The sequence below is a fragment of the Shewanella sp. 1311 genome (assembly GCF_059338235.1).
The window spans coordinates 4,398,281-4,418,555 of sequence record NZ_CM181686.1; the positions used below are offsets into that span (position 1 = coordinate 4,398,281).

The following is a 20,275-nucleotide window of genomic DNA, read 5'->3' on the forward strand; positions in this document are numbered from 1 at the left end:
GCTTTAAGTGCTGCCTGTAAATGCACGATCTAAATGTGTGGGCGTGCAAAGCGTTCGCTCGTCGTAAAGGTTAACGGCTTAATCTATCGAGCACGAGATCATCACCCAGGGCATAGAGGGATGTTACTAGTTGATCTTCTTGGGCGAGATCTGTGAGTCCAAGGCCGATAGTCGCCCGAAACAGGGCTATACCTGTGTGGCCAGCGGTTTCATATTGGCTACTAAACTGCTCGATATTGATGCCAAGGGCGTTGATCTTATTTGAGATATCGAGCACGAGTCCGGGTCTGTCATAGGCCACTAGGTTGTAGCTTAGGCGTTTGATGGGTTTAAGCGCGACCGAGGTTTTGGCGTAGGTGAGGGTGAGGCTATCGATGCACTCCAGCGCCTCAATAAGCTCATCCATACGCAGTGAAGGCACTTCAAGTAACAGAATAGCGGCAAAGATACCGTCGATATGGCGCAATTCCGAGTCGAGCCAGTTGCCGCCGTGACGGCTCACCGCATGGGCGATTTGTTCTACTAATCCTTTTCTATCAGGTGCTTGTAGTGTGATCAAATATCGTAGCATAGTGACTGACTCCTATTTTTTGTAAAAGGCACCTGTTTTAAAACGGGGTGTAACACAACTGTCATCTTTGCGTCATATAATCCAACGCACTTAGAATAAAGGATGTTGTTATTGCTCAGTTTACGTTCAAACAGTGTAAGCATAGCACTCGGCAAATCCTAGCGAAAAAACTCGCTGGCTATTAATAATAGAGGTTCTTAATGGAAAGTCAGGTCACTCAACCTGGTCCTGCATCGCACAGTATGCTTAAAGGCGGACGCTCGAATCGCAGGGCATTTAAGGATAAAGCGGCGCAAATCGGCGTTACTATCGGCGGCACTATGGTGTTTGTCGCCTTATTGTTGATCTTCTTTTATCTGTTGTATGTGATTAAACCCATTTTCGATAGTGCTGATGTCACGCCGGTTAAAACGGTGAGCTATCAACACGCGGATGTACCTACTTTAATGGTGGGCGCTGAAGAGCAAAATGAGGTGATGTACCGTGTGGCCGTTGATGGCCAAGTGGACTTCTATACCGTTGCCGACGGTAGCCTACTTTCTAGCTTTACACCGCCGTTGCCAGCGGGCGTGACTGTGACCAGTGCCGCCGTTGCCGTGCCGAGCGAACAGCGTTTTGCGCTGGGATTAAGTAATGGTCAGGTGCTAGTGGCTGGCCTAGAGTTTGGTTTAAGTTATCCAAACAACAAGCGCTTAATCACGCCTAAACTGCGTTATCCCGCAGGCGAAACCCCAATTACAGTCGATGAAACGGGCAGTGCGATTCATAAACTGACCTTCACCTACAGTTCAGACAAAATGAGCTTTGCCTATCAAGATGAGAGCGGCGTTTGGCGCCTGACTCGCCTCGAAGGGCAAGAGAACATGATGACTGAAGAAGTGGAGTGGGTTTCTACAACGTCACAGATTCAAGATGCTCCGAAGAAAGTCTCCCATGAGCTGATGACGCCCGATCAACGTCAATTGATGTTGCAAACTGGCAATAAAATCTTCGTGTACGACATCCGTGATACTGACAGCTTAGATCTGCTGCAGGTGATTGATGTTGAACGTGCTAAAGCCCAAGTGAATAACGTGGCTTTGCTGGCGGGCGCGAGTTCGTTACTGGTCAGCTACGACACAGGTATTGTGGCCCAGTACTTCCAAGTCAGTGGTCCCAAAGGGCGTTTATACCAAGAAATCCGCCAGTTTGATGACTTACCGCCTATTGAGTCCATTACCTCTGAATTCTACCGTAAGAGTTTTGCGACTGTGAGCCCTGAGGGCGAGCTGACATTGCTCTACACCACGAGTCATCGTGAACTGTTTGACGAAAAATTCGACCTTAAAAACCCCGGTAAAATGGGCTTTACCCCACGCTCAAACGGCATAGTCGTTGAGGCGGACAAAAAGCTGCATATCTTCAGTGTGGAAAACTCCCACCCAGAAGTGTCATGGAGCGCCATGTGGGACAAGGTATGGTATGAGGGTTATCCAGAGCCTAAATACGTATGGCAATCGACTTCGGGGTCTGATGATTTCGAAGCTAAGCTGAGCTTAATGCCATTGGCCTACGGTACGATGAAAGCGGCATTTTATGCCATGTTGTTTGCCGTGCCTTTAGCCATTGCCGGTGCGATTTACACTGCTTACTTTATGTCGCCTAAGGTGCGCGGTTTCGTTAAACCGACCATCGAAATCATGGAAGCCTTACCGACGGTTATCTTAGGTTTCTTGGCGGGTCTGTGGTTAGCGCCGCTGATTGAAGAACATCTCCCCGGCATTTTGATTTTACTGACCCTGTTGCCGACCTCGATTCTCGCTTCGGCCTATGGCTGGAGTAAGTTACCTGCAGCTTGGAAACAACGTTTACCCGAAGTGTACCAAGAGCTGATGTTGATCCCTGTGGTCTGTTTCGTGGGTTGGTTCTCTTTTGCGGTCAGCCCTATCATCGAAGTGGCACTGTTTGATGGTAATACCCGTCAATTTATCACTAACGAACTGGGCATCACCTTCGACCAACGTAACGCGCTGGTAGTAGGTATCGCCATGGGCTTTGCGGTTATTCCTACGATTTTCTCTATCGCGGAAGATGCGATTTTCTCTGTGCCACGTCATTTATCGAACGGCAGCTTAGCCTTAGGTGCGACGCCTTGGCAGACACTGACCCGCGTGGTGTTGTTAACCGCAAGTCCGGGTATTTTCTCGGCCATCATGATGGGCCTAGGCCGCGCTGTGGGCGAGACCATGATCGTACTGATGGCAACCGGTAACACCGCCATTATGGAATGGAGCGTGTTCGAAGGGATGCGAACCTTGGCAGCAAACATTGCGGTTGAAATGCCTGAGTCGGCTATCGGTAGTTCGCATTACCGTGTGCTCTTCCTCGCGGCGTTCGTGCTATTCATCTTTACATTCTTCTTTAACACCATTGCAGAAGTGGTGAGACAGCGTCTACGTGAACGCTATAGCTCGCTGTAACGGGGATAAGACAATGACATTAAATACTATTTCGCCAGTGACCTTGAGAGGTTTGTGCAATGGGTAAGTGGGTAAAATCAGGCTCGCCATGGATATGGATGACGGGCGGTGCGGTGAGCATCAGTTTGATTGCCGTCTTAGGCTTATTACTGTTAATCGCTTGGCGTGGCTTAAGTTACTTTTGGCCAGCAACGGTTTACCAGTGGGAACTCGAAGATAACACGGGTGTACGTTCGACCTTAATTGGTGAAGTTTACGATAGGGAAGAAGTACCGACTGAGCGTTTGATTGCTGCGGGCCATGTGTTTAAGGAACATCCTGGCGAGTTCGTGACCCGTTACTTAGTGAAAACCGGTAACCGCGAATTTGTAGGGCTAGATTTCCGCTGGATATTAGGCACTGACATTCTGAGCCGTTCAACGCCAAGCGATGTCGCCATGATTGAACGGGCTAAAAACGGTAACTTCTACGGTTATCCAATCGCAGTGATTGAAAATGGCAAGCGTCTCGATTTAGTCAACGATGCGATTGAATCTTCTTTAATGGAGCATATCGACCGTGCAGTAGCCTTATCGGACAAAGCGGTCGATTTGCAGAAGCAAGACATTGGCTCGATTAACTACGCCATTGAAAAGCTGCGTTTACAGGAGCGTCGTTACGAGCTTGATGGCGAACTGACCGACAGCAATAAAGCTGACTTGGTGGCCAAGCGAGCGCAACTGCAAAAAGATTACTTAGTGCTTGAAAAAGAGTTATTTGCCCTGCGTGATGACGCGGCGCGAGATTCAGTAATCGTGCGTGATATGCGCGGTGAAGAAGTTGAGCTTAAGCTAGATACAGTGCTGGATGTGACTTATGTTAACCACTTAAGCCTAATTGGTAAAATTGGTAAATGGTTCATCGGTATCGGCCGTTTTGTGAGTGACGACCCGCGTGAAGCCAACACTGAGGGCGGCGTGTTCCCGGCGATTTTCGGTACTGTGTTTATGGTGATGTTGATGGCCGTTATCGTGACGCCATTTGGTGTGGTCGCGGCGGTTTATTTACATGAATACGCTAAGAAAGGCCCAATCACTAAGATGATCCGTATTGCGGTAATCAACTTAGCGGGTGTGCCATCAATTGTGTATGGCGTGTTTGGTTTAGGTTTCTTCGTCTACATGATGGGCGGCTCTATCGACCAACTGTTTTACGCTGAAGCATTACCGTCACCGACCTTTGGTTCGCCAGGGGTGATTTGGTCGGCATTGACCTTAGCCATTTTGACTCTGCCTGTGGTTATCGTTTCGACCGAAGAAGGTTTGAGCCGAATCCCAAGTGCGGTGCGTCAAGGTAGTTTGGCACTGGGCGCAACGAAAGCTGAGACACTGTGGCGCATTGTGATCCCAATGGCGAGCCCAGCTATCATGACGGGTTTGATTCTAGCGGTCGCCCGCGCCGCCGGTGAAGTGGCACCACTGATGTTGGTGGGTGTAGTGAAATTAGCCCCAACATTACCACTGGACTTTAACTTCCCGTTTGTGCATTTAGAACGTAAGTTCATGCACTTAGGGTTCCATATTTATGATGTGGGCTTCCAGAGTCCTAACGTTGAAGCGGCACGTCCTCTGGTGTATGCGACTTCCTTCTTGCTGGTGTCTGTGATTGTGGCACTCAACTTGACGGCCATTGGCGTACGTAACCACTTGCGTGAAAAATATCGTTCGCTTGAGCACTAATCAGCGATTATCCTGAAAGTATTAGGACTGAATATGATTTCTATAGATTCGACAGCAATGAAAACCAACAACTTTGATTTAGCGAACTTAAGCCAGACCGACACCGCGTTGGAGATCCGTAACTTAGACTTGCGCTATGGCAGTAAACAAGCGCTGTTTAATGTATCGATGAAGATCCCCAAGAAGCAAGTGACCGCCTTTATCGGCCCCAGTGGTTGTGGTAAATCGACGCTGCTGCGTTGTATTAACCGCATGAACGACTTGGTGGATAACTGCCATATTGACGGTGAAATTTTGCTGCACGGCCAGAATATTTACGACAAGAAAATCGACGTCGCGGCCCTACGCCGTAACGTGGGCATGGTGTTCCAGCGCCCGAATCCGTTTCCTAAGTCGATTTATGAAAACGTCGTTTATGGTTTGAGATTGCAAGGGCTGAATAATCGTCGTGAACTCGACGAAGCGGCCGAGCGTTCACTGCGCGGCGCGGCGATTTGGGACGAAGTGAAAGACAGATTGCACGATAACGCTTTTGGTTTATCTGGCGGTCAGCAACAACGTCTGGTAATTGCCCGTGCCATTGCCATCGAGCCTGAAGTGTTATTACTCGATGAACCCACATCGGCACTCGATCCTATTTCGACATTGACGATTGAAGAGCTGATCACCGAGCTTAAGACTAAATACACTGTGGTTATCGTGACTCACAACATGCAACAGGCGGCGCGGGTATCGGATCAAACGGCCTTTATGTATATGGGTGAATTGATTGAATACGCTGATACCAATACGATTTTCACCACGCCGAAAAAACGTAAGACCGAAGATTACATCACAGGACGTTACGGTTAATCAGCTCGGTCGCTATCGGATAAAGCCGCAACCGCAGGCTTTGAGCATGCTTGGTAAACAGTTAAGTAAAAGGTTGGCTAAATGGAAAACATGAATTTAAGTAAGCACATCTCAGGACAGTTTACCGCTGAGCTGGATGATATCCGTAACCGCGTACTCGCTATGGGTGGCTTGGTTGAACGTCAGCTCGAGCAAGCCATTGACGCACTCAGTGCACTGGATGCGGAACTCGCCCAGCGTGTTATCGAGGGCGATCACAAGGTCAATGGCATGGAAGTGTCTATCGACGAAGAGTGCACGCGCATTATCGCCAAGCGTCAACCTGCGGCCAGCGATTTACGCCTGATTATCGCCATCTCAAAAACCATCGCCGATCTTGAGCGTATTGGTGATGCCTGCGTGCGTATCGCTAAAGCAGCGTTAGATAAGCGTTTGAATAATCAACAACCTTTACTGGTTAGCATTGAAAATATGGGCCGTCACGCGACCCGTATGTTGCACGCGACCTTAGATGCTTTGGCCCGTATGGATGCCGATACTGCGTTAGAGCTGCACAAAGAAGATGCTAAGCTTGACCGTGAATACGAAGGCATTATCCGCCAGTTAATGACTTATATGATGGAAGATCCGCGTTCTATCCCAGACGTCTTAGACGTACTGTGGGCGGCGCGTGCGGTTGAGCGTGTTGGCGACCGTTGTAAAAATATCTGTGAATACATCATCTACTACGTGAAAGGCAAAGACGTTCGCCATACTTCCTACGAAGATATGGAAAAGGACATGAAAAGCTAACACACGCATTAATCTGCTGTTGTAATGCCTGAATACAACGCTCCGCAGTCTCTGTGGAGCGTTTTGCTTTTAGGATGCTGAGCTAGGATCGTTGATTAGGATAGTGAGCTAGGATCGTGAGATAGAGAAGCGAGCTAGGATTTTGGGCTATGGATTGTGAAATTGGATAGCTAAGTTGAATAGTTAAATTGGAGTGTGAACTGGCATTCTGGAGCAGTACCGCGAATAAAGAAGGTCATTTTTGTGTTTACAATAAATTAACCTTTGTTTAATCTGATGCTTGCAACAAGTTTAGATGGTAGAAAAGGGCGGCAGATCTAGATAGTGAAAGAAGTCGAAGCCTATTTTGTGTTTAGCTGTGAGATTGATATCACAGCATGTTAACCTCAGGATTTTACCGCCACCCTATTTATTACCGCTATGGTTTGGGGTTAGCAGCGCAACGGAATGGGCGCTGTGTCGGCGATAACATGGATAAGTTGATGAGCCCATTATTGTATTCTTTAAAGCAAGGTTTCGAAGCCCTTAAAAGTATTCGAAATCATATTTCTGAAGCGAATTTACCCGCTGATTTCCCCCGCGCTGAATTACCGCCACTGTCCGAGGACGCTAAAGCCGAGCTATTGCAGCTATTAGCGCCGCTAGAAGCCTATCGTATTGAAAAGCTTGAAACTAAACTCTCCCGTAAAAAATGGGCGAAGCGTTTAGGTTGGCTAGTGTGCCTGCCCGCACTGGCCTTTGATTTAATCTCGTTAGCCTCTAACCATGATCCAACCATTTTGAGCCTGATCGTCCTCGCCGGCATTTTGGTGTGGGTTCATCTGCCTGAAATGCAATATAAGCGCCATTACAAATATAAAATCTTGCCTGTTTTACTTAAAAAACTAGGGGACTACCGTTATAGCCCCGACTCCTGTGTCAACCTTGATTCAGTGGCCGATTTCGAACTTATGCCCCGTTTTAGCAAGCAACAATCAGAGGATCATATTCGCGGCAAGGTAGAGGATATCAGCTTCGAATTTTGCGAATTAACCTTAAAATCCCGCGGCAGCAAGTCAGACAAGATCCAATTTAAAGGTGGGGTCGTGATCATGACGATGCCCTTTAGCTTTGAATCCCATACCGTCGTCAGCCAAGACTATGGCTCCCTTGGTAACACCATGGCAGGCATAAAGAAACCCAGAGTGAAACTCGAAAGCGTGACCTTTGAAGCGATGTTTGAAGTGTATTCCCATGACCAACATTATGCGCGATATCTGTTGTCTCCTGCCGTGATGGAACGCCTCGTTGAACTCGAACAGTTATTTCGTAAAACGGCGTGCGGGTCGGGGCTGAGTATCGAATTTAAGGCCAATAAAGTGCTGATCATGGCGAGCTATTTTGGCAATTTATTTGATACTGTCGATATCAATTTACCCACCCATGATATGTCGAAAATCCCGCAGCTACAGCAGGAGTTAGTCTTGATTACTGGCATCATCAAACAGCTAAAATTGGATTATCTAGCCGCACAAAATCTGGCGACACAGCAGACACTTGAGAGGATTAAGACGCTAGCGGGTTAACTAGAGCTGTATTCATTGTGCGTTCTAAAAATCTCGAAAATAGTGAGGTTAGTGTGTATGTCGCTATTAAGCACTATCATTCCAGTGACTCGCCGTGAATATATCCCTATAGGCTCGACAGCGGCATCCATGCCGCTAACGGTCACTTCCATGACAGTGCTTAATGACTATAAGCCCTTCATAAACCTGATAGTTTGTTCTTTATAACCAAACATCTATAAATTTAGGAATATGTTTTTTATAAAAGTGGTTTTATTAAGGCTAAAAAAAATACACAGCACATTTAAAAATAGAAATGATTTACAGCTCAAATTTGTATTGGGCTACAAAAATGATTGTGAATTGAGATTAATGCCTTTTCAACGATGACCTTCTCTTTTGGCTGCTAAGAGGAGAAAAGAGCGTCAAGTTGAGGGCTATCAAGAACAGAATGAACTGTAATTGTTAGGCTTGCTCATTTTTAGATAAATAGCTCACGGACAGATATAAACGGGTTCCCTGTTTCAGCCGCTCGCCGAATTTTTGCTTCCAAAACATCTACCACGGAGAGCTTTAGTCTGAGCATTTCTGACAAATCAAAACCGTCCATACAAACGATCCGTTTTCCTTTACCGAAAGCTTGTAGGCCTTCACAGGAGAAACCACTGTTACTCAAGAATAAACCTCGGGACCAGAAAGCTTTCTGGCTTAACTTACCTTCAAAGGTATGTAGATCTGCGGCTCCTGTAGGAGCATTTTGCCACTTTGCTTCCAATAAGTAAGTTTCATTATTTAGTACAAAGCTACCATCTATCTGTTCGCCGACGAGGCGAAACGAAGACCTTGCAGAAAGACTGTAAGCATCAAATAGGTCTTTTAGGAACCGCTCAAAGGCAAATCCGCGATTCTGTGGAGTTAAATTTGCCAATTCAATAAGTTGAGAGAAGATGCGCTGGGTTAGATTTTCATCTATTTGAACTCGCGGCTCTTCATTTTTTGGCTGAGTAGCAGGTTCGTTATGTCCTTTCAACCTTCGGATTATTTGCTTTAGAAGTTTTTCCGCAGAATCTGGAATAGGTTCATTTGAATAGAATTCCCAGCCTTCGAGCAGACCATTCAAAAATAACAACACTTGATCATCCGTTGCTAGTCGCCAAAATGAACGTGTTCTATGCGCTTTTGAGCCTGATGCTTGGTCATAGTAAGAGTCGTAAATCGAAACATCGACAATTTCTCTGAAAAAGTCATTGAAGGTACGGTTTGAAAAATCAAGCACGTGGCCACTCGACATACCTAGTTCACGCTCTAATTTCTCCTTTTCTATCAGACTGAGAGTACTCATTCATTTTGCCTAAATGATTTGATCCAGTAATAGTGGACACTTTGTATCATTAATGAAATTGGGTCAATCATCTTGAGTTGGTTGAGGGTACTAGGCGAATTATTCTAGTGGACAAACGCGGTTCAATCAGTGAAACGAGTACTAAGTTGCTCACAAGGTTAGATATCTCTAAGACAACTGGCTTAAGCTAACCACTGAGTTTGTGTAAGTACGTTGCAAGAACTTACCGATTACTGTGAACACTTAGAGAAGCGACGACGGCACTTTGCTAAATGCTCCCACCATCTCAAAACGGGCTGAACTCAAGCCTATTTTATCGGATTTACCTTTCAAAATGGACAACCAGACAATGGTCTGGATGACTCTTGCAAAAAATTACGTTTTTTCAGTCAAATAGCCAGATTTAGTCGATCATCATCCATTTGATCCATACCTTGTCAGCCTTTGCGCTGCTAAGTGACTTTCAGTCACTTTAACCCAAACCGAAAGTGAATTATGTTGTTGTTTTACAATGGATCGCCTGATTTATCAGACTCTGAAACTCTTATCGTCAACTTTGCGACAGAACCAAATTAAGTGTCTGATGGAAATTAGACCAGAACAGCCCTTCTCTCTGCCTGAATTTGTCATAAAAAGGAATGTTTACTCAGTAGTCAAAGGTCTTATTGCAGGGCATATTTAAATCTAAATATGCTTATGCTCACTATGTGCCTATGCATATACTTATACTGCATTTGAGTTGTCGGTAGCATTACAACCCTAGCAGTGCCGTTGAATGAAATGGAAGGGAATAAAAATGCCTATAACTACATCTTGCGTATCAAATAAATACATATTTAGTAATAAAACTAATAATGCTGATGATTATTTAGTAAATAAAATTAATATAGCTAGAGTTCGTCATACAAAAAAAGAATCTCTAGGATTAATGCTTATAATAGGAAATCAGGGCGTAAGTAAAGATTCTTTACATATTTTAGGTCAGCAAGTTCCTAGAATAATGAATGGGAAAGATCCTTACATAGCTGCATTTATAGATGACAGCGCTAAGAACAGTTTCAATGAGTCAATTGAATGCTACAAGAAAATTTTTCAGTCTGAGTTATCAAGTGAAAATTACAGTTCTCTAGATAAGGATGGAAAGCTTGCGTATGCTCTGAACCAAACTGCAAAAAAACAGATAAACTCCTCCCTCCGAGATGTAAACTTAAGTGATTTTAGTAAACTATATATTTTAGGCCATGGTGGTGCTGGAGTTGACTTTATAAAAAGTGGAGATAAAACTTTTAATGTAAAAGAAATTGTTGACACTCTGGAGGAAAACAATATCTTAAATAAAATTAAAGATTTGAGGGTTACTAGTTGTAAATCTGCAGATAAGACCTCACCAAAGAGCATGTCTCCTGAAGATATCATTGAAGCTAATTCAAAGACTAGTTTTCTTAGTGATATTATTTTTGGAAAAAATATGTCTTTAGTTGAATTAATTAGTGAGGAAGTTTGGGATCGTGGATATACCGATATTTCTGTTTCCGGTTATCATGGGAATGGTGTTTTTTATAATGGTAAAGACTTGCCATTTAGTCACTTGAGAAGTTCAACCATACCAGCAAGTGATGCAATTAAACGTAAAGAAGTTAGAGTTACATTACGTTCTGACTTGGATTAGAAATTAATGGTGCCATCCTAGAAATTAATGGCAATTAATGGTGCCATCCTGGCAATTAATGGTGCCATCCAACTTTAATATAACAAGCTGTATCTCGCGTAAGAGGGATAGTCAATTGTGCAAGTTAGCGTGCACGATTGCCTTCTGTGTCATAAAAAGCGGACTTGTGGCAAATACAGCGGGGCGGTGTTGGCTAAAGCGAATAAAATCTGGCCATCCATTTTAGATCAACAACATAATGCACTTTTGGTTTGTCTACAACTTGTACGAGCTAAAATTGCTTAAATGAGAGTCATCAAAAGTTGAAGAGCTGATGCATAAAAATGAGCTAATTCATTAAAAAATGGTGTATTTAAGACATGCTAACCCACCCAATAAAACAAATGGGCAGTGATTGGTTTGGTTAAGCAGTATTACAGTTAGTTGCTGTGAAAGTGCTGACAGCTTGACGCAAAGTGCCGTCGTCGCTTTTCTAGATGTTCACAGTAATCAGTGAGTTCTTGCAGCGTACCCACCGGACCATGAAATAGCTTGCCAAATTCAGTGGACATCTTGAGCCAATTGTCATGTGGGATATTTAATCTTGTCAGTAACTTAGCGCTATTTGCACTTATTGTCCCACGTTTATCATTGCGGATGATTCGGCCTGTATCATCCACTAATTCGAGATAATCCGTTAAGGAAAACGCAATGCCATTGGGCTGGTTCACGCGCTCATTACCGATAAAAGGTAGTAAATTTTTAGGTTGTTCACCTTTTAATGCGGCCCGAATGCGCAGCTGAATACTGGTATGGTCGGATTGTTCTAGCGTATCAGCCAGTTGCGCTCTGATGGGATTTAAATCAACGTAAGCCATGCAGGCTAAAACGGCAGCTTCATCAAGTAAGGCTTGGGATTTAAAGCGTCCTTCCCAAAAACGACCAGTACAGTTATCTTCTTGATTTGCTTGTCTTGCTATCGTTTCATTAAGGCAGCGCATAAACCATGAAATATCGCATAATCGACTGCGATAAATGGCGATTGAATGCCTTAATCTGTTGACCTCATGCGCCTCAACAAGCTCTCCTTGCGCAAATTTTTGCGTTAACTCATCGCCTTTAAACAGCTTATGCCATTGCTCAAGTACTTCGCGGTCAGTCTGTAGTGGCACACTAATATTGGCCACCTAAATAGAGGTGATATTATTACCTCGTAGATGACTTTAGGTGAACACATGAGATCGACAACCAGAAAAACATTTAGTGCTGAATTCAAACTTGAAGCAGCCCAATTAGTCCTCGATAAAAACCATAGTATCATCGAAGCTGCAAAGGCGATGAACGTAGGTAAGTCCACTATGGATAAATGGGTGAGACAGTTAAAACTAGAACGCCAGGGTGGCACACCAAAAGCATCTCCGATTACCCCTGAACAAATTGAAATCCGTGAGCTGAAGAAGCAAATAGCTCGTCTTGAGGAGCACAATCTTATCCTAAAAAAGGCTACCGCTCTCTTGATGTCAGACTCGATGAACAATTTACGCTAATCAGCGCACTCAAGCAGAGCCACTCTATTCTCACAATTTGTAATGCATTCAAAGTGCATCGAAGTAGCTATAAGTATTGGCTAAAAAGAAAAGAACATATTGATGCAGACTTTACTATTTTATGCAGTGAAGTGAAGGCCGCACATCGCATTAGTCATGGCTCTGCCGGTGCGCGAACGATAGCGCAATTAGTGACTAACAAAGGGATTGGTCTCAGTCGTTATCGAGCCCGTAATCTAATGAAAAAGCTTGGGTTATTAAGCTGTCAGCAGCCTAAGCATTCTTATCGGAAAGCGACACAAGAGCATGTTGCAATCCCCAATACGCTTAATCGACAGTTTGCAGTAACTCAACCAGATCAAGTGTGGTGTGGCGACGTGACGTATGTTTGGGTCGGTAATCGCTGGGCCTATCTAGCCGTTGTTTTAGACTTATTTTCCCGCAAACCTGTTGGATGGGCTTTGTCATTATCACCAGATAGTGAGCTGACCTGTAAAGCTTTGAAAATGGCATTTGAGTTAAGGGGTAAGCCTGAGAATGTGATATATCACAGCGATCAAGGTTCACATTACACGAGCTTGAAATTCAGACAATTAATATGGCGTCTTCAGATTGAGCAAAGTATGAGTCGTCGCGGGAATTGTTGGGATAACGCACCAATGGAGCGTTTCTTTAGAAGTTTGAAATCTGAGTGGATACCCGCCAGTGGTTATGGGAATTTTACAGAAGCAGATAAAGAGATCACAAATTACATCACTGGATATTACAGTGAGACCAGACCCCATCAATATAATGGTGGGTTAACGCCAAATGAGTCAGAACGTTTATATTGGAATGACTCTAAAACCGTGGCCAATTTTACTTGACCACTACAGTCCAACAATTTGCACTGTCGATATCGACCCGCAGCACCACATGCAGATGATTCGACATTACCGCAAAGGCTGCCACATCAATAGCAAAAACCGCTTCAAGTTCAAACAGTAGTGACTCAACCCAACCACGGCGATGGTCATAGTTTTTTCCAGAATAGGCATCAACGCCACACAAAAACGCACGCCGAACAACGCGGCTACAGCAATGGTAATAGGGCGTGTCTTCAACACTTATCTGAGTTCTGCGAGGGCGCGGCATACAAACCTCCTTGTTTAATGCTTAACCCAAGCATAGTCGGAGGTTAACTACTGCGCTATTAAGGCTGGGTGTCCACTTTTACTACCAATATGACTTGTAGCAATTATAAGCTGCTACGTTTTCAGCAAATACAGCTAAGGTAGCAATTTTGAACTGTTCACGTTTCCTAACTTCTGCGATAGAAAGTGCGATAGAAAGTGCGATAGAAAGTGCGATAGAAAGTGCGATTAAAGACCTACCATATCCAAGCCCACGATATTCGGGATTAATGACAATTCGACACAGGCGTATTTCAGTTTCACTGATGTGCTGAAGCTCAATAAAGCCAAGCTTGTCATTACCACTAGATAAAACCATAAACTCAACTTCAGGAAGCTGACTACGGTTTACCATTTCAGTTTCCGAAAGTGGCCAACCGAACATCCAACCACCCCAAAGTAGGGATTCCTTTTCAGTTGAGAACCATGAAATGACTTCCGTTGAGTCTTGAGCTACAAACTTTCTTAAATTCATAGATCCTTCCTATCTCATTGATTTTGAGTTAACTAAGTACAGCTAAACCACCTCAAAAGCTTTTTACTTTCTACTTACTAGTGCCGGAGTTTATTCTGCTTTATAACGCCGCCATAAGCCACGCGACTGTAGGGAGCGTAATTAATGGCCTTGTTAGGGTTACGACTCAAATGCTTTACATAAGGTGCCCTGATGGAAGATCATTTGCCATCTCCCATTTATCAAAGACCATATTGAACATCGTAATGAGTAAATAGCGGTTGTCTCACCACCTTTTACCATTACAGCTTTATAAAGTAACTGGGCACAATTTGGCGCTAAATGTCTCAATTCATATTCAGACGCACTGATCTTAGGAGGCAATTCTGATGGCAGACGCTCCAGAGCTTCTTTTTTTCCAAATCGAACTCCAGAACCACCAATTTCAGTGAACACATCCGCAATTAGTTCATCCAATTCGCCGTATGAAGCTCTGGTCTCAGCCTTAAATAAATGCTCTTCTAATTCGATGAGCTTCGCCTTTAAATTTGCCACCAAATCTCCAAGTAACCCTAACGCTTTACTAAACTGTGGAGTAAATTGGGGGGATTTATGCCTGCGAAGCAGAAATGCAAAAAGCGCCACAGTTTATGGAGTCCGGTTTGAGTAACTTTTTAGTGCTTGATTTGCATATGATACTCATACATGTCCTCACTGACAATTTTGAAACCCAATCGTAAATATAGTTGCAATGCAGGATTCTCCTTTAACACTGTGAGTGACACGATCTTTGACTGAGCACCATTCAATACTTGCTGAATAATGCCTCGCCCATAACCTTTATTTTGATGGTCAGGATGTATTTGAATTTGCATTATCTCAACTTCGAGTTCAGTTGAATCGTATTTGAGAGTACCGACTAATGCGTTTTTATAATGCACCAAATACGAACAATGATATTTATCATCAAGCCTAATTTCATGCTCTTTATCAGACAAGAATTGACCAGATTTTTCTAAATGCTCAACCATAGTTAACTTGCGCAGACCTAGTAGATAATCTCGATCTGATTTTGTGGCTTGTTGAAACTCAAATTTCATCGGTTTCCTCTAGAGCACTAACGTCTTAGTATTTATGCGCTGCGCTGTCTGCAGGGCATAACTCGCTTGTTGGACTTGGCCGCTGCCACATCCAAGTCAATTGGTAAAAATGATGCTATAGGAATTTGCTTTTTTGCGGTAGCGGTTTTTTATACAGTTTGATGGGTAATCACTTGATATCGTTTTAGCTTTCTCATTTTTCGCGCTTATTTTGCTGATGAATCGCTATTTAACGACTCAAAACTCCAAGGAATACACCTCCCCTCGGAGTTGCCGCAGGGCGAATAGAGCTCTTGATTTAATAAAGAGTGCGTGAGTCTCGGTATGGATGCCGAACTAGCTTTCGCAGGTGCAGGGGCGAATGAAAATAAATGATTTTCAAGCTTATGAGCGAGAGGTATGGATTGCTGAACTGGGTTGCTTTACAGGGATGTAAAGCGAGGACTTCGGAAGCGATAGCAAATTTGTCAATGAGCACAAGGGGCTTTCAACTCCGTAGGGGCGTCTTGGAGCATCCAAGGGCGAAGGCCCACGGCCGCTTTGAGCGCGAGATAGGGATATCGAGCTGGCTATTTAACATGGACGTTTTTGATAGGACGAGCAGTCCTCCTTGGTCGGGTGTGGGGTGAAGCCCCACGACTTTGACTTTGATTAAAAAATTCAAATGAAGTTTTTAACTTCGCTTACCCAGTGCAGGCGGGTAGATATTCTGATAACTCAAGCAGGTTGCAATCGGGGTCGCGGATATAGACAGAGTTTATCCGGCCTGTGGCGCCAGTTCGTAGCACTGGTCCTTCAATGATTTCAATCTGAAGTGCGTTTAAATGCGCGATCACTTCTTCTATTTTATGGCTGACTACAAAACACAGATCGGCACTGCCGGGCGTGGCTGTCGCGGCTTTAGGTTCAAATTCGGCGCCCGCTTGGTGCAGATTAATCTTTTGATCGCCAAAACTTAACGCAATACGCTGATTGCCAAATACCACTTTTTTCATCCCGAGCACGGCTTGATAAAATTCGACGCTGACGGCGATGTCTTTTACGGTTAAGACCAAATGATCTAAGCGGGTTACGCGCATTTTACTTTCCTTAGAATGGCTCAGAGTGGGCTCTGATTTTGAACGCTATCTCTATGCTTGAGACGAATAAGAGTCAGATACCTTACATCATGTGCTGGTGCAAAAGTGACTCTGTGGTAGCATTTGTGGCGTTTTTTTGCGTAAATATTTTGTGCCTACTATATCCCTATGACCGAATGAGAGTGTGATGAAGAAAACCTTAGCCCGCGGCTTAATGAATCTATTACCTATGGCCTTGAGTTTGTGGCTGTTTTGGTCGTTGTTTGTATCGTTAGATGGTTTAGGAATTGTGATTTTAGAGTTGGTAGGGATTAACCAACACTTTGTCGGCGCCGGTTTTATGCTGGTGGTGGCATTAGTTTTTGCGGTGGGTCTGTTGTTTTCAGTCAGTCCGATTGTGTGGCTTTATGGCTGGCTTGAGCGCCAGTTGATGCGTTTCCCATTGTTTAAATCGGTTTATGGCAGTATCCGTGATATCGCCTCTTTGATGAATCGTGATGGCAAGCCGACAAGCCAAAAGACAGTGTTAGTGAAGCAGGCGAATGGCAGTTTTGTGGTGGGATTTATCATGACAGATACGCCGCCGCAGCCATTGTTAGATGCGTTGCCTGAGGGCGATTGGGTGCCTGTGTTGTTCCAATTGAGTTACCAAATGGCGGGCGTGACTAGCTTGATCAAACGGGACGATTTAATCATGGTCGACTGGTCGTTTGAAGAGGCGATGCGCTTTAATTTAACCGCTGGCATTTCGCAGACACCGACTAAGTAATCGGATGTTGGTTCAAGCGTTTTAGCGTTTAAAATTAAATTTGATGATTTTTGTGGTATAATTTTTTGGCGACCAATATGGTCGCCATTTTTTGTGCTGAATATTCTAATTATAAATTTGTTTTATGCTAAAGGCATGCTTTGACTGCCTTAGTGGTGTTCACGCTATTTATCCATCAATCATCGGCTGTCAAAGTCGTGTGTTGTTAATCCCGTTTTTCAGATCCTGTCACGTTTAGCCATAGCGAGTCGTTGCATTGAACTGTGGGATTGAGCCCATACTGGTCATAGATGAGCCCCGCAGCATTAAACATATTTTGAGTATAAGTTTTGTTCTATCTCTCCGTTGGTGCGCTGAGATATTTGGAGAGTGAACCCGCTAGAAATAGGGAGAGTCAATGTCGATCAAGTCGAGTATTAATCCGCCGGTATTTTATTCGTCGGTCTTTTTCATCATCTTGATGGTGATGATTTGTGCAGTATGGCCCACAGAGGCTAACACCGTTTTTAGATCAATACAGTCATGGATAGAAGTGAAAGCCGGTTGGCTTTACATTCTGAGCGTGGCGTTTTTCCTGATTTTTATCATCTTCGTCATGGTCAGTCGCTTCGGCGATATCAAACTCGGGCCAGATCATTCTGTGCCGGATTACAGCTATAAAAGCTGGATTGCCATGTTGTTTTCGGCAGGTATGGGTATTGGTCTGATGTTTTTTGGGGTCGCCGAACCTGTAATGCACTATCTGGCGCCGCCAGATGCTACACCTGAGAGTCTCGCCGCCGCAAAAGAGGCGATGAAGATTACTTTCTTCCATTGGGGACTACATGCTTGGGCGATTTATGCCGTCGTGGCATTGAGTCTGGCCTACTTTTCCTATCGTCATAAGTTACCGCTACTGCCACGAAGTGCCCTTTATCCCTTAATTGGTGAACGTATTTATGGTCCTATTGGCCATATTGTCGATACCTTTGCCGTGCTCGGCACTATGTTTGGGGTGGCGACATCACTGGGCTTTGGGGTGTTGCAGGTTAACTCGGGTCTGAGTTATCTATTTGAAGGTTTACCTAATAATGCTGTAGTGCAAGTGTGCTTGATCATCGGCATTACCTTGCTCGCGACGCTGTCGGTGTTTTCTGGCCTCGACAAAGGCGTCAAACGCTTAAGCGAACTCAATCTTGGCCTCGCGATTATCTTGTTGCTTATCGTCTTGATCTTGGGCCCTACAGTCATGCTATTGCAGGCCTTTGTGCAAAACACCGGCAGTTACTTAAGTGATTTGGTTGGTAAAACCTTTAACTTGTACGCCTATCAACATAAGGAAGATTGGCTCGGCGGCTGGACCTTGCTCTATTGGGGCTGGTGGATTTCTTGGTCACCTTTTGTCGGTACCTTTATTGCGCGTGTGAGTCGTGGTCGTACCATCCGTGAGTTTTTGATTGGTGTGTTATTTGTGCCATCGGCGCTGACCTTCCTGTGGATGACAGTGTTTGGTAATTCGGCGATTGATTCGATTATGAATCAAGGCGCGACCTACCTTGCTGAAGCGGTGAATACCGATGTGTCAGTGGCCTTATTTGTGTTTTTCGAGCACATGCCGTTCCCGACCTTACTCTCAGGGATTGCGATTTGTTTAGTCGTGACCTTCTTTGTGACCTCGTCGGATTCGGGATCCTTAGTGATTGATAATCTGACCTCGGGAGGCGATAACAATGCGCCCGTATGGCAGAGGATCTTCTGGGCACTGTTGCAAGGGGTTGTGGCCTCGGTATTGTTGTTAGCCGGTGGTTTACAGGCGCTGCAAACGGCGGCGATCGCCAGCGCCATGCCGTTCCTCGTGGTGATGTTATTCATGTGTCTGGGATTATTTAAAGCCCTGAAGAATGACTGGCTTAAGATCAACAGCGTGCAATTACACAATACCAGTGTGCAATACGCCAAAACGAATATGAGCTGGGAAGAACGCATTGGGGTGCTCGTGTCGCATCCCACCCATGAAGAAGCGCAAGTGTTCTTGAATAATGTCGCGACGCCTGCTTTATCTAAGGTGTGCCAACACTTTATGACCAAAGGTATAGTGGCGGATCTCGAATACTTAGATGGCCGCGTACGTTTGGTGATCAGCAATGAGGTGAACTTGCCCTTTGTTTACGGAGTACGCACCCGTTGTTTCGAAATCACTAACCCTATAGGGACTGAAATCGAGCAGGGCAATACCTTGTATTACCGCGCCGAAGTGTATTTAGAACAAGGTGGTCAGCATTACGATGTGATGGGGTATACCGAAGAGCAAATCCTCGCGGATGTGGTGACTCAGTATGAAAAATACTTACACTACTTGCATCTGTCGAATGCCGATCATGCCCATATAAGCTAAGTAACGTAAGCTAAGCCAGTAACCTAGGTCGGCTTAGCCATTTACGTCTACAAATCGCGCACCATTAGCCCGCAAAGTGCGGGATATATTGCCCCAAGTGATAACTCGGATTATCCTTGGGGCAATTTTTTTAGGGTTTGTTTTAGGGATTACACTATGTCGTCAGTGCCAGGCCAGAGTAAGTTAGACAAAGTATTAGCCGATGCGCGGGAGTACAAAGCTAAGCGTGAGGGCGGTTACCGTGAGCAGGCGTTAAAACTTTATCCTTGGGTGTGTGGCCGCTGTACCCGCGAGTTTACCCCGAAAAACTTAAGTGAACTGACAGTGCATCATCGCGATCATAACCACGATAACAACCCGTCAGACGGTTCAAACTGGGAATTATTGTGCCTGTATTGCCACGATAACGAACATTCTCGTTTCGAGGAATTGATCCGTTACGGCAGCACCACAGAAACCAAGCAAGCGGCGGCGACCTACAATCCCTTTGCCGACTTGAAATCAATGCTGAAAAAATAGTCTTGCTGGCTTTAGCTGGATGAGATTGTGCAGAGGGTAGCGTTAGCGGACGGGTTTAGTCCTTGTCGGTTAAACGCGCCTCGGCAGCTAACCATTTATCACGGCTTAAAATATGCTGATTTTCACTGCCTTCAAATAAAGCTTTACGGGCGGGGAGTTGCTGACAAATAGCCGCCTGTTGCGCTTCGCTACTCGTGCGCCAACTGACGATTTCATCGATATGTCGAAAGCAGCCCATGCAGTAGTCTTCGTCATTTAAACCGCAGCGTGCGACGCAAGGTGAAAGCATAGGTGTCCTTTGGAGCCTTATGGTTAGTTAACCGAGTCTTCTCAGT

At 44.8% G+C, this 20,275-nt stretch carries 17 protein-coding genes and 3 pseudogenes; 11 read left to right on the top strand and 9 right to left on the bottom strand.

All coding sequences use genetic code 11. From position 1 onward, the window contains the following. Positions 1-70: 70 nt before the first annotated feature. A complete protein-coding gene (locus tag AC5YB3_RS19290) occupies positions 71-571 on the bottom strand; it encodes a glycine cleavage system transcriptional repressor (protein WP_259520947.1) in 501 nt (166 codons plus the stop codon). A gap of 200 nt (positions 572-771) precedes the next feature. Here AC5YB3_RS19290 and AC5YB3_RS19295 point away from each other — a divergent pair, with 200 nt between their 5' ends. The 5 genes from AC5YB3_RS19295 (at position 772) to AC5YB3_RS19315 (ending at position 7,957) form a co-directional block, all read left to right on the top strand. Continuing rightward, positions 772-3,030, top strand: coding sequence for an ABC transporter permease subunit (locus AC5YB3_RS19295; protein ID WP_494525968.1), 2,259 nt, complete (start codon positions 772-774; stop codon positions 3,028-3,030). Positions 3,031-3,089: 59 nt separating this feature from the next. Beyond that, complete coding sequence (pstA, locus tag AC5YB3_RS19300) at positions 3,090-4,748, top strand: phosphate ABC transporter permease PstA (protein WP_107947003.1); 1,659 nt, start codon at positions 3,090-3,092, stop codon at positions 4,746-4,748. Between the two features lie 33 nt (positions 4,749-4,781). Next, entirely contained in the window at positions 4,782-5,600 is an 819-nt protein-coding gene (gene pstB / locus AC5YB3_RS19305; RefSeq protein ID WP_006081067.1) for a phosphate ABC transporter ATP-binding protein PstB, read from the top strand. Between the two features lie 81 nt (positions 5,601-5,681). Beyond that, complete coding sequence (gene phoU, locus AC5YB3_RS19310) at positions 5,682-6,392, top strand: phosphate signaling complex protein PhoU (protein WP_011846414.1); 711 nt, start codon at positions 5,682-5,684, stop codon at positions 6,390-6,392. A 482-nt stretch (positions 6,393-6,874) separates the two neighbouring features. Beyond that, positions 6,875-7,957, top strand: coding sequence for a DUF3137 domain-containing protein (locus tag AC5YB3_RS19315; protein WP_494525969.1), 1,083 nt, complete (start codon positions 6,875-6,877; stop codon positions 7,955-7,957). A 460-nt stretch (positions 7,958-8,417) separates the two neighbouring features. Here the strand turns inward: AC5YB3_RS19315 and AC5YB3_RS19320 are convergent, their stop codons facing one another. After that, on the bottom strand, positions 8,418-9,278 hold the full coding sequence (locus tag AC5YB3_RS19320) for a restriction endonuclease (RefSeq protein WP_494525970.1): 861 nt from the start codon (positions 9,276-9,278) through the stop codon (positions 8,418-8,420). Between the two features lie 65 nt (positions 9,279-9,343). On the opposite strand from AC5YB3_RS19320, the pseudogene AC5YB3_RS19325 reads away from it, so the two are divergent. Continuing rightward, a pseudogene (locus AC5YB3_RS19325) lies at positions 9,344-9,578 on the top strand (transposase); the annotation flags it as partial. A 496-nt stretch (positions 9,579-10,074) separates the two neighbouring features. Further along, positions 10,075-10,947 carry a hypothetical protein gene (locus AC5YB3_RS19330; RefSeq protein WP_494525971.1) on the top strand — a complete coding sequence of 291 codons (873 nt, stop codon included), beginning with the start codon at positions 10,075-10,077 and terminating at the stop codon, positions 10,945-10,947. Positions 10,948-11,366: 419 nt separating this feature from the next. Here the strand turns inward: AC5YB3_RS19330 and AC5YB3_RS19335 are convergent. Further along, positions 11,367-12,086: pseudogene (locus AC5YB3_RS19335) on the bottom strand (transposase); the annotation flags it as partial. A 75-nt stretch (positions 12,087-12,161) separates the two neighbouring features. Between AC5YB3_RS19335 and AC5YB3_RS19340 the strand changes: the two are divergent. After that, positions 12,162-13,339 (top strand): IS3-like element ISSba5 family transposase gene (locus AC5YB3_RS19340; RefSeq protein ID WP_086010626.1). Its coding sequence is split into 2 segments (ribosomal slippage): positions 12,162-12,420 and positions 12,420-13,339, totalling 1,179 coding nucleotides; the frame shifts between segments, so codons are not numbered across the junction. A gap of 7 nt (positions 13,340-13,346) precedes the next feature. Here the strand turns inward: AC5YB3_RS19340 and AC5YB3_RS19345 are convergent. The 5 genes and pseudogenes from AC5YB3_RS19345 to AC5YB3_RS19365 form a co-directional block, all read right to left on the bottom strand. Continuing rightward, positions 13,347-13,607, bottom strand: a pseudogene (locus AC5YB3_RS19345) (transposase); the annotation flags it as partial. An 81-nt stretch (positions 13,608-13,688) separates the two neighbouring features. Then, positions 13,689-14,120 (bottom strand): GNAT family N-acetyltransferase, encoded by a 432-nt coding sequence (locus AC5YB3_RS19350; protein WP_494525972.1) that lies wholly within the window; start codon positions 14,118-14,120, stop codon positions 13,689-13,691. A gap of 159 nt (positions 14,121-14,279) precedes the next feature. Beyond that, on the bottom strand, positions 14,280-14,654 hold the full coding sequence (locus AC5YB3_RS19355) for a nuclear transport factor 2 family protein (protein WP_494525973.1): 375 nt from the start codon (positions 14,652-14,654) through the stop codon (positions 14,280-14,282). Positions 14,655-14,773: 119 nt separating this feature from the next. Continuing rightward, positions 14,774-15,199, bottom strand: coding sequence for a GNAT family N-acetyltransferase (locus tag AC5YB3_RS19360; RefSeq protein WP_063883186.1), 426 nt, complete (start codon positions 15,197-15,199; stop codon positions 14,774-14,776). Between the two features lie 683 nt (positions 15,200-15,882). After that, a complete protein-coding gene (locus tag AC5YB3_RS19365) occupies positions 15,883-16,278 on the bottom strand; it encodes a VOC family protein (protein WP_126492336.1) in 396 nt (131 codons plus the stop codon). Between the two features lie 187 nt (positions 16,279-16,465). Between AC5YB3_RS19365 and AC5YB3_RS19370 the strand changes: the two genes are divergently transcribed. The 3 genes from AC5YB3_RS19370 (at position 16,466) to AC5YB3_RS19380 (ending at position 19,940) form a co-directional block, all read left to right on the top strand. After that, entirely contained in the window at positions 16,466-17,047 is a 582-nt protein-coding gene (locus tag AC5YB3_RS19370) for a DUF502 domain-containing protein (protein ID WP_006081073.1), read from the top strand. 397 nt (positions 17,048-17,444) lie between these two features. Then, on the top strand, positions 17,445-19,421 hold the full coding sequence (locus AC5YB3_RS19375; protein ID WP_006085322.1) for a BCCT family transporter: 1,977 nt from the start codon (positions 17,445-17,447) through the stop codon (positions 19,419-19,421). 156 nt (positions 19,422-19,577) lie between these two features. Beyond that, on the top strand, positions 19,578-19,940 hold the full coding sequence (locus AC5YB3_RS19380) for a YajD family HNH nuclease (protein WP_006081075.1): 363 nt from the start codon (positions 19,578-19,580) through the stop codon (positions 19,938-19,940). A 55-nt stretch (positions 19,941-19,995) separates the two neighbouring features. Here AC5YB3_RS19380 and AC5YB3_RS19385 read toward each other — a convergent pair whose 3' ends face one another. Further along, the gene (locus AC5YB3_RS19385) at positions 19,996-20,229 is read right to left on the bottom strand and encodes a DUF1289 domain-containing protein (protein WP_006085323.1); all 234 of its coding nucleotides are present in this window, start codon (positions 20,227-20,229) and stop codon (positions 19,996-19,998) included. Positions 20,230-20,275: the final 46 nt, after the last annotated feature.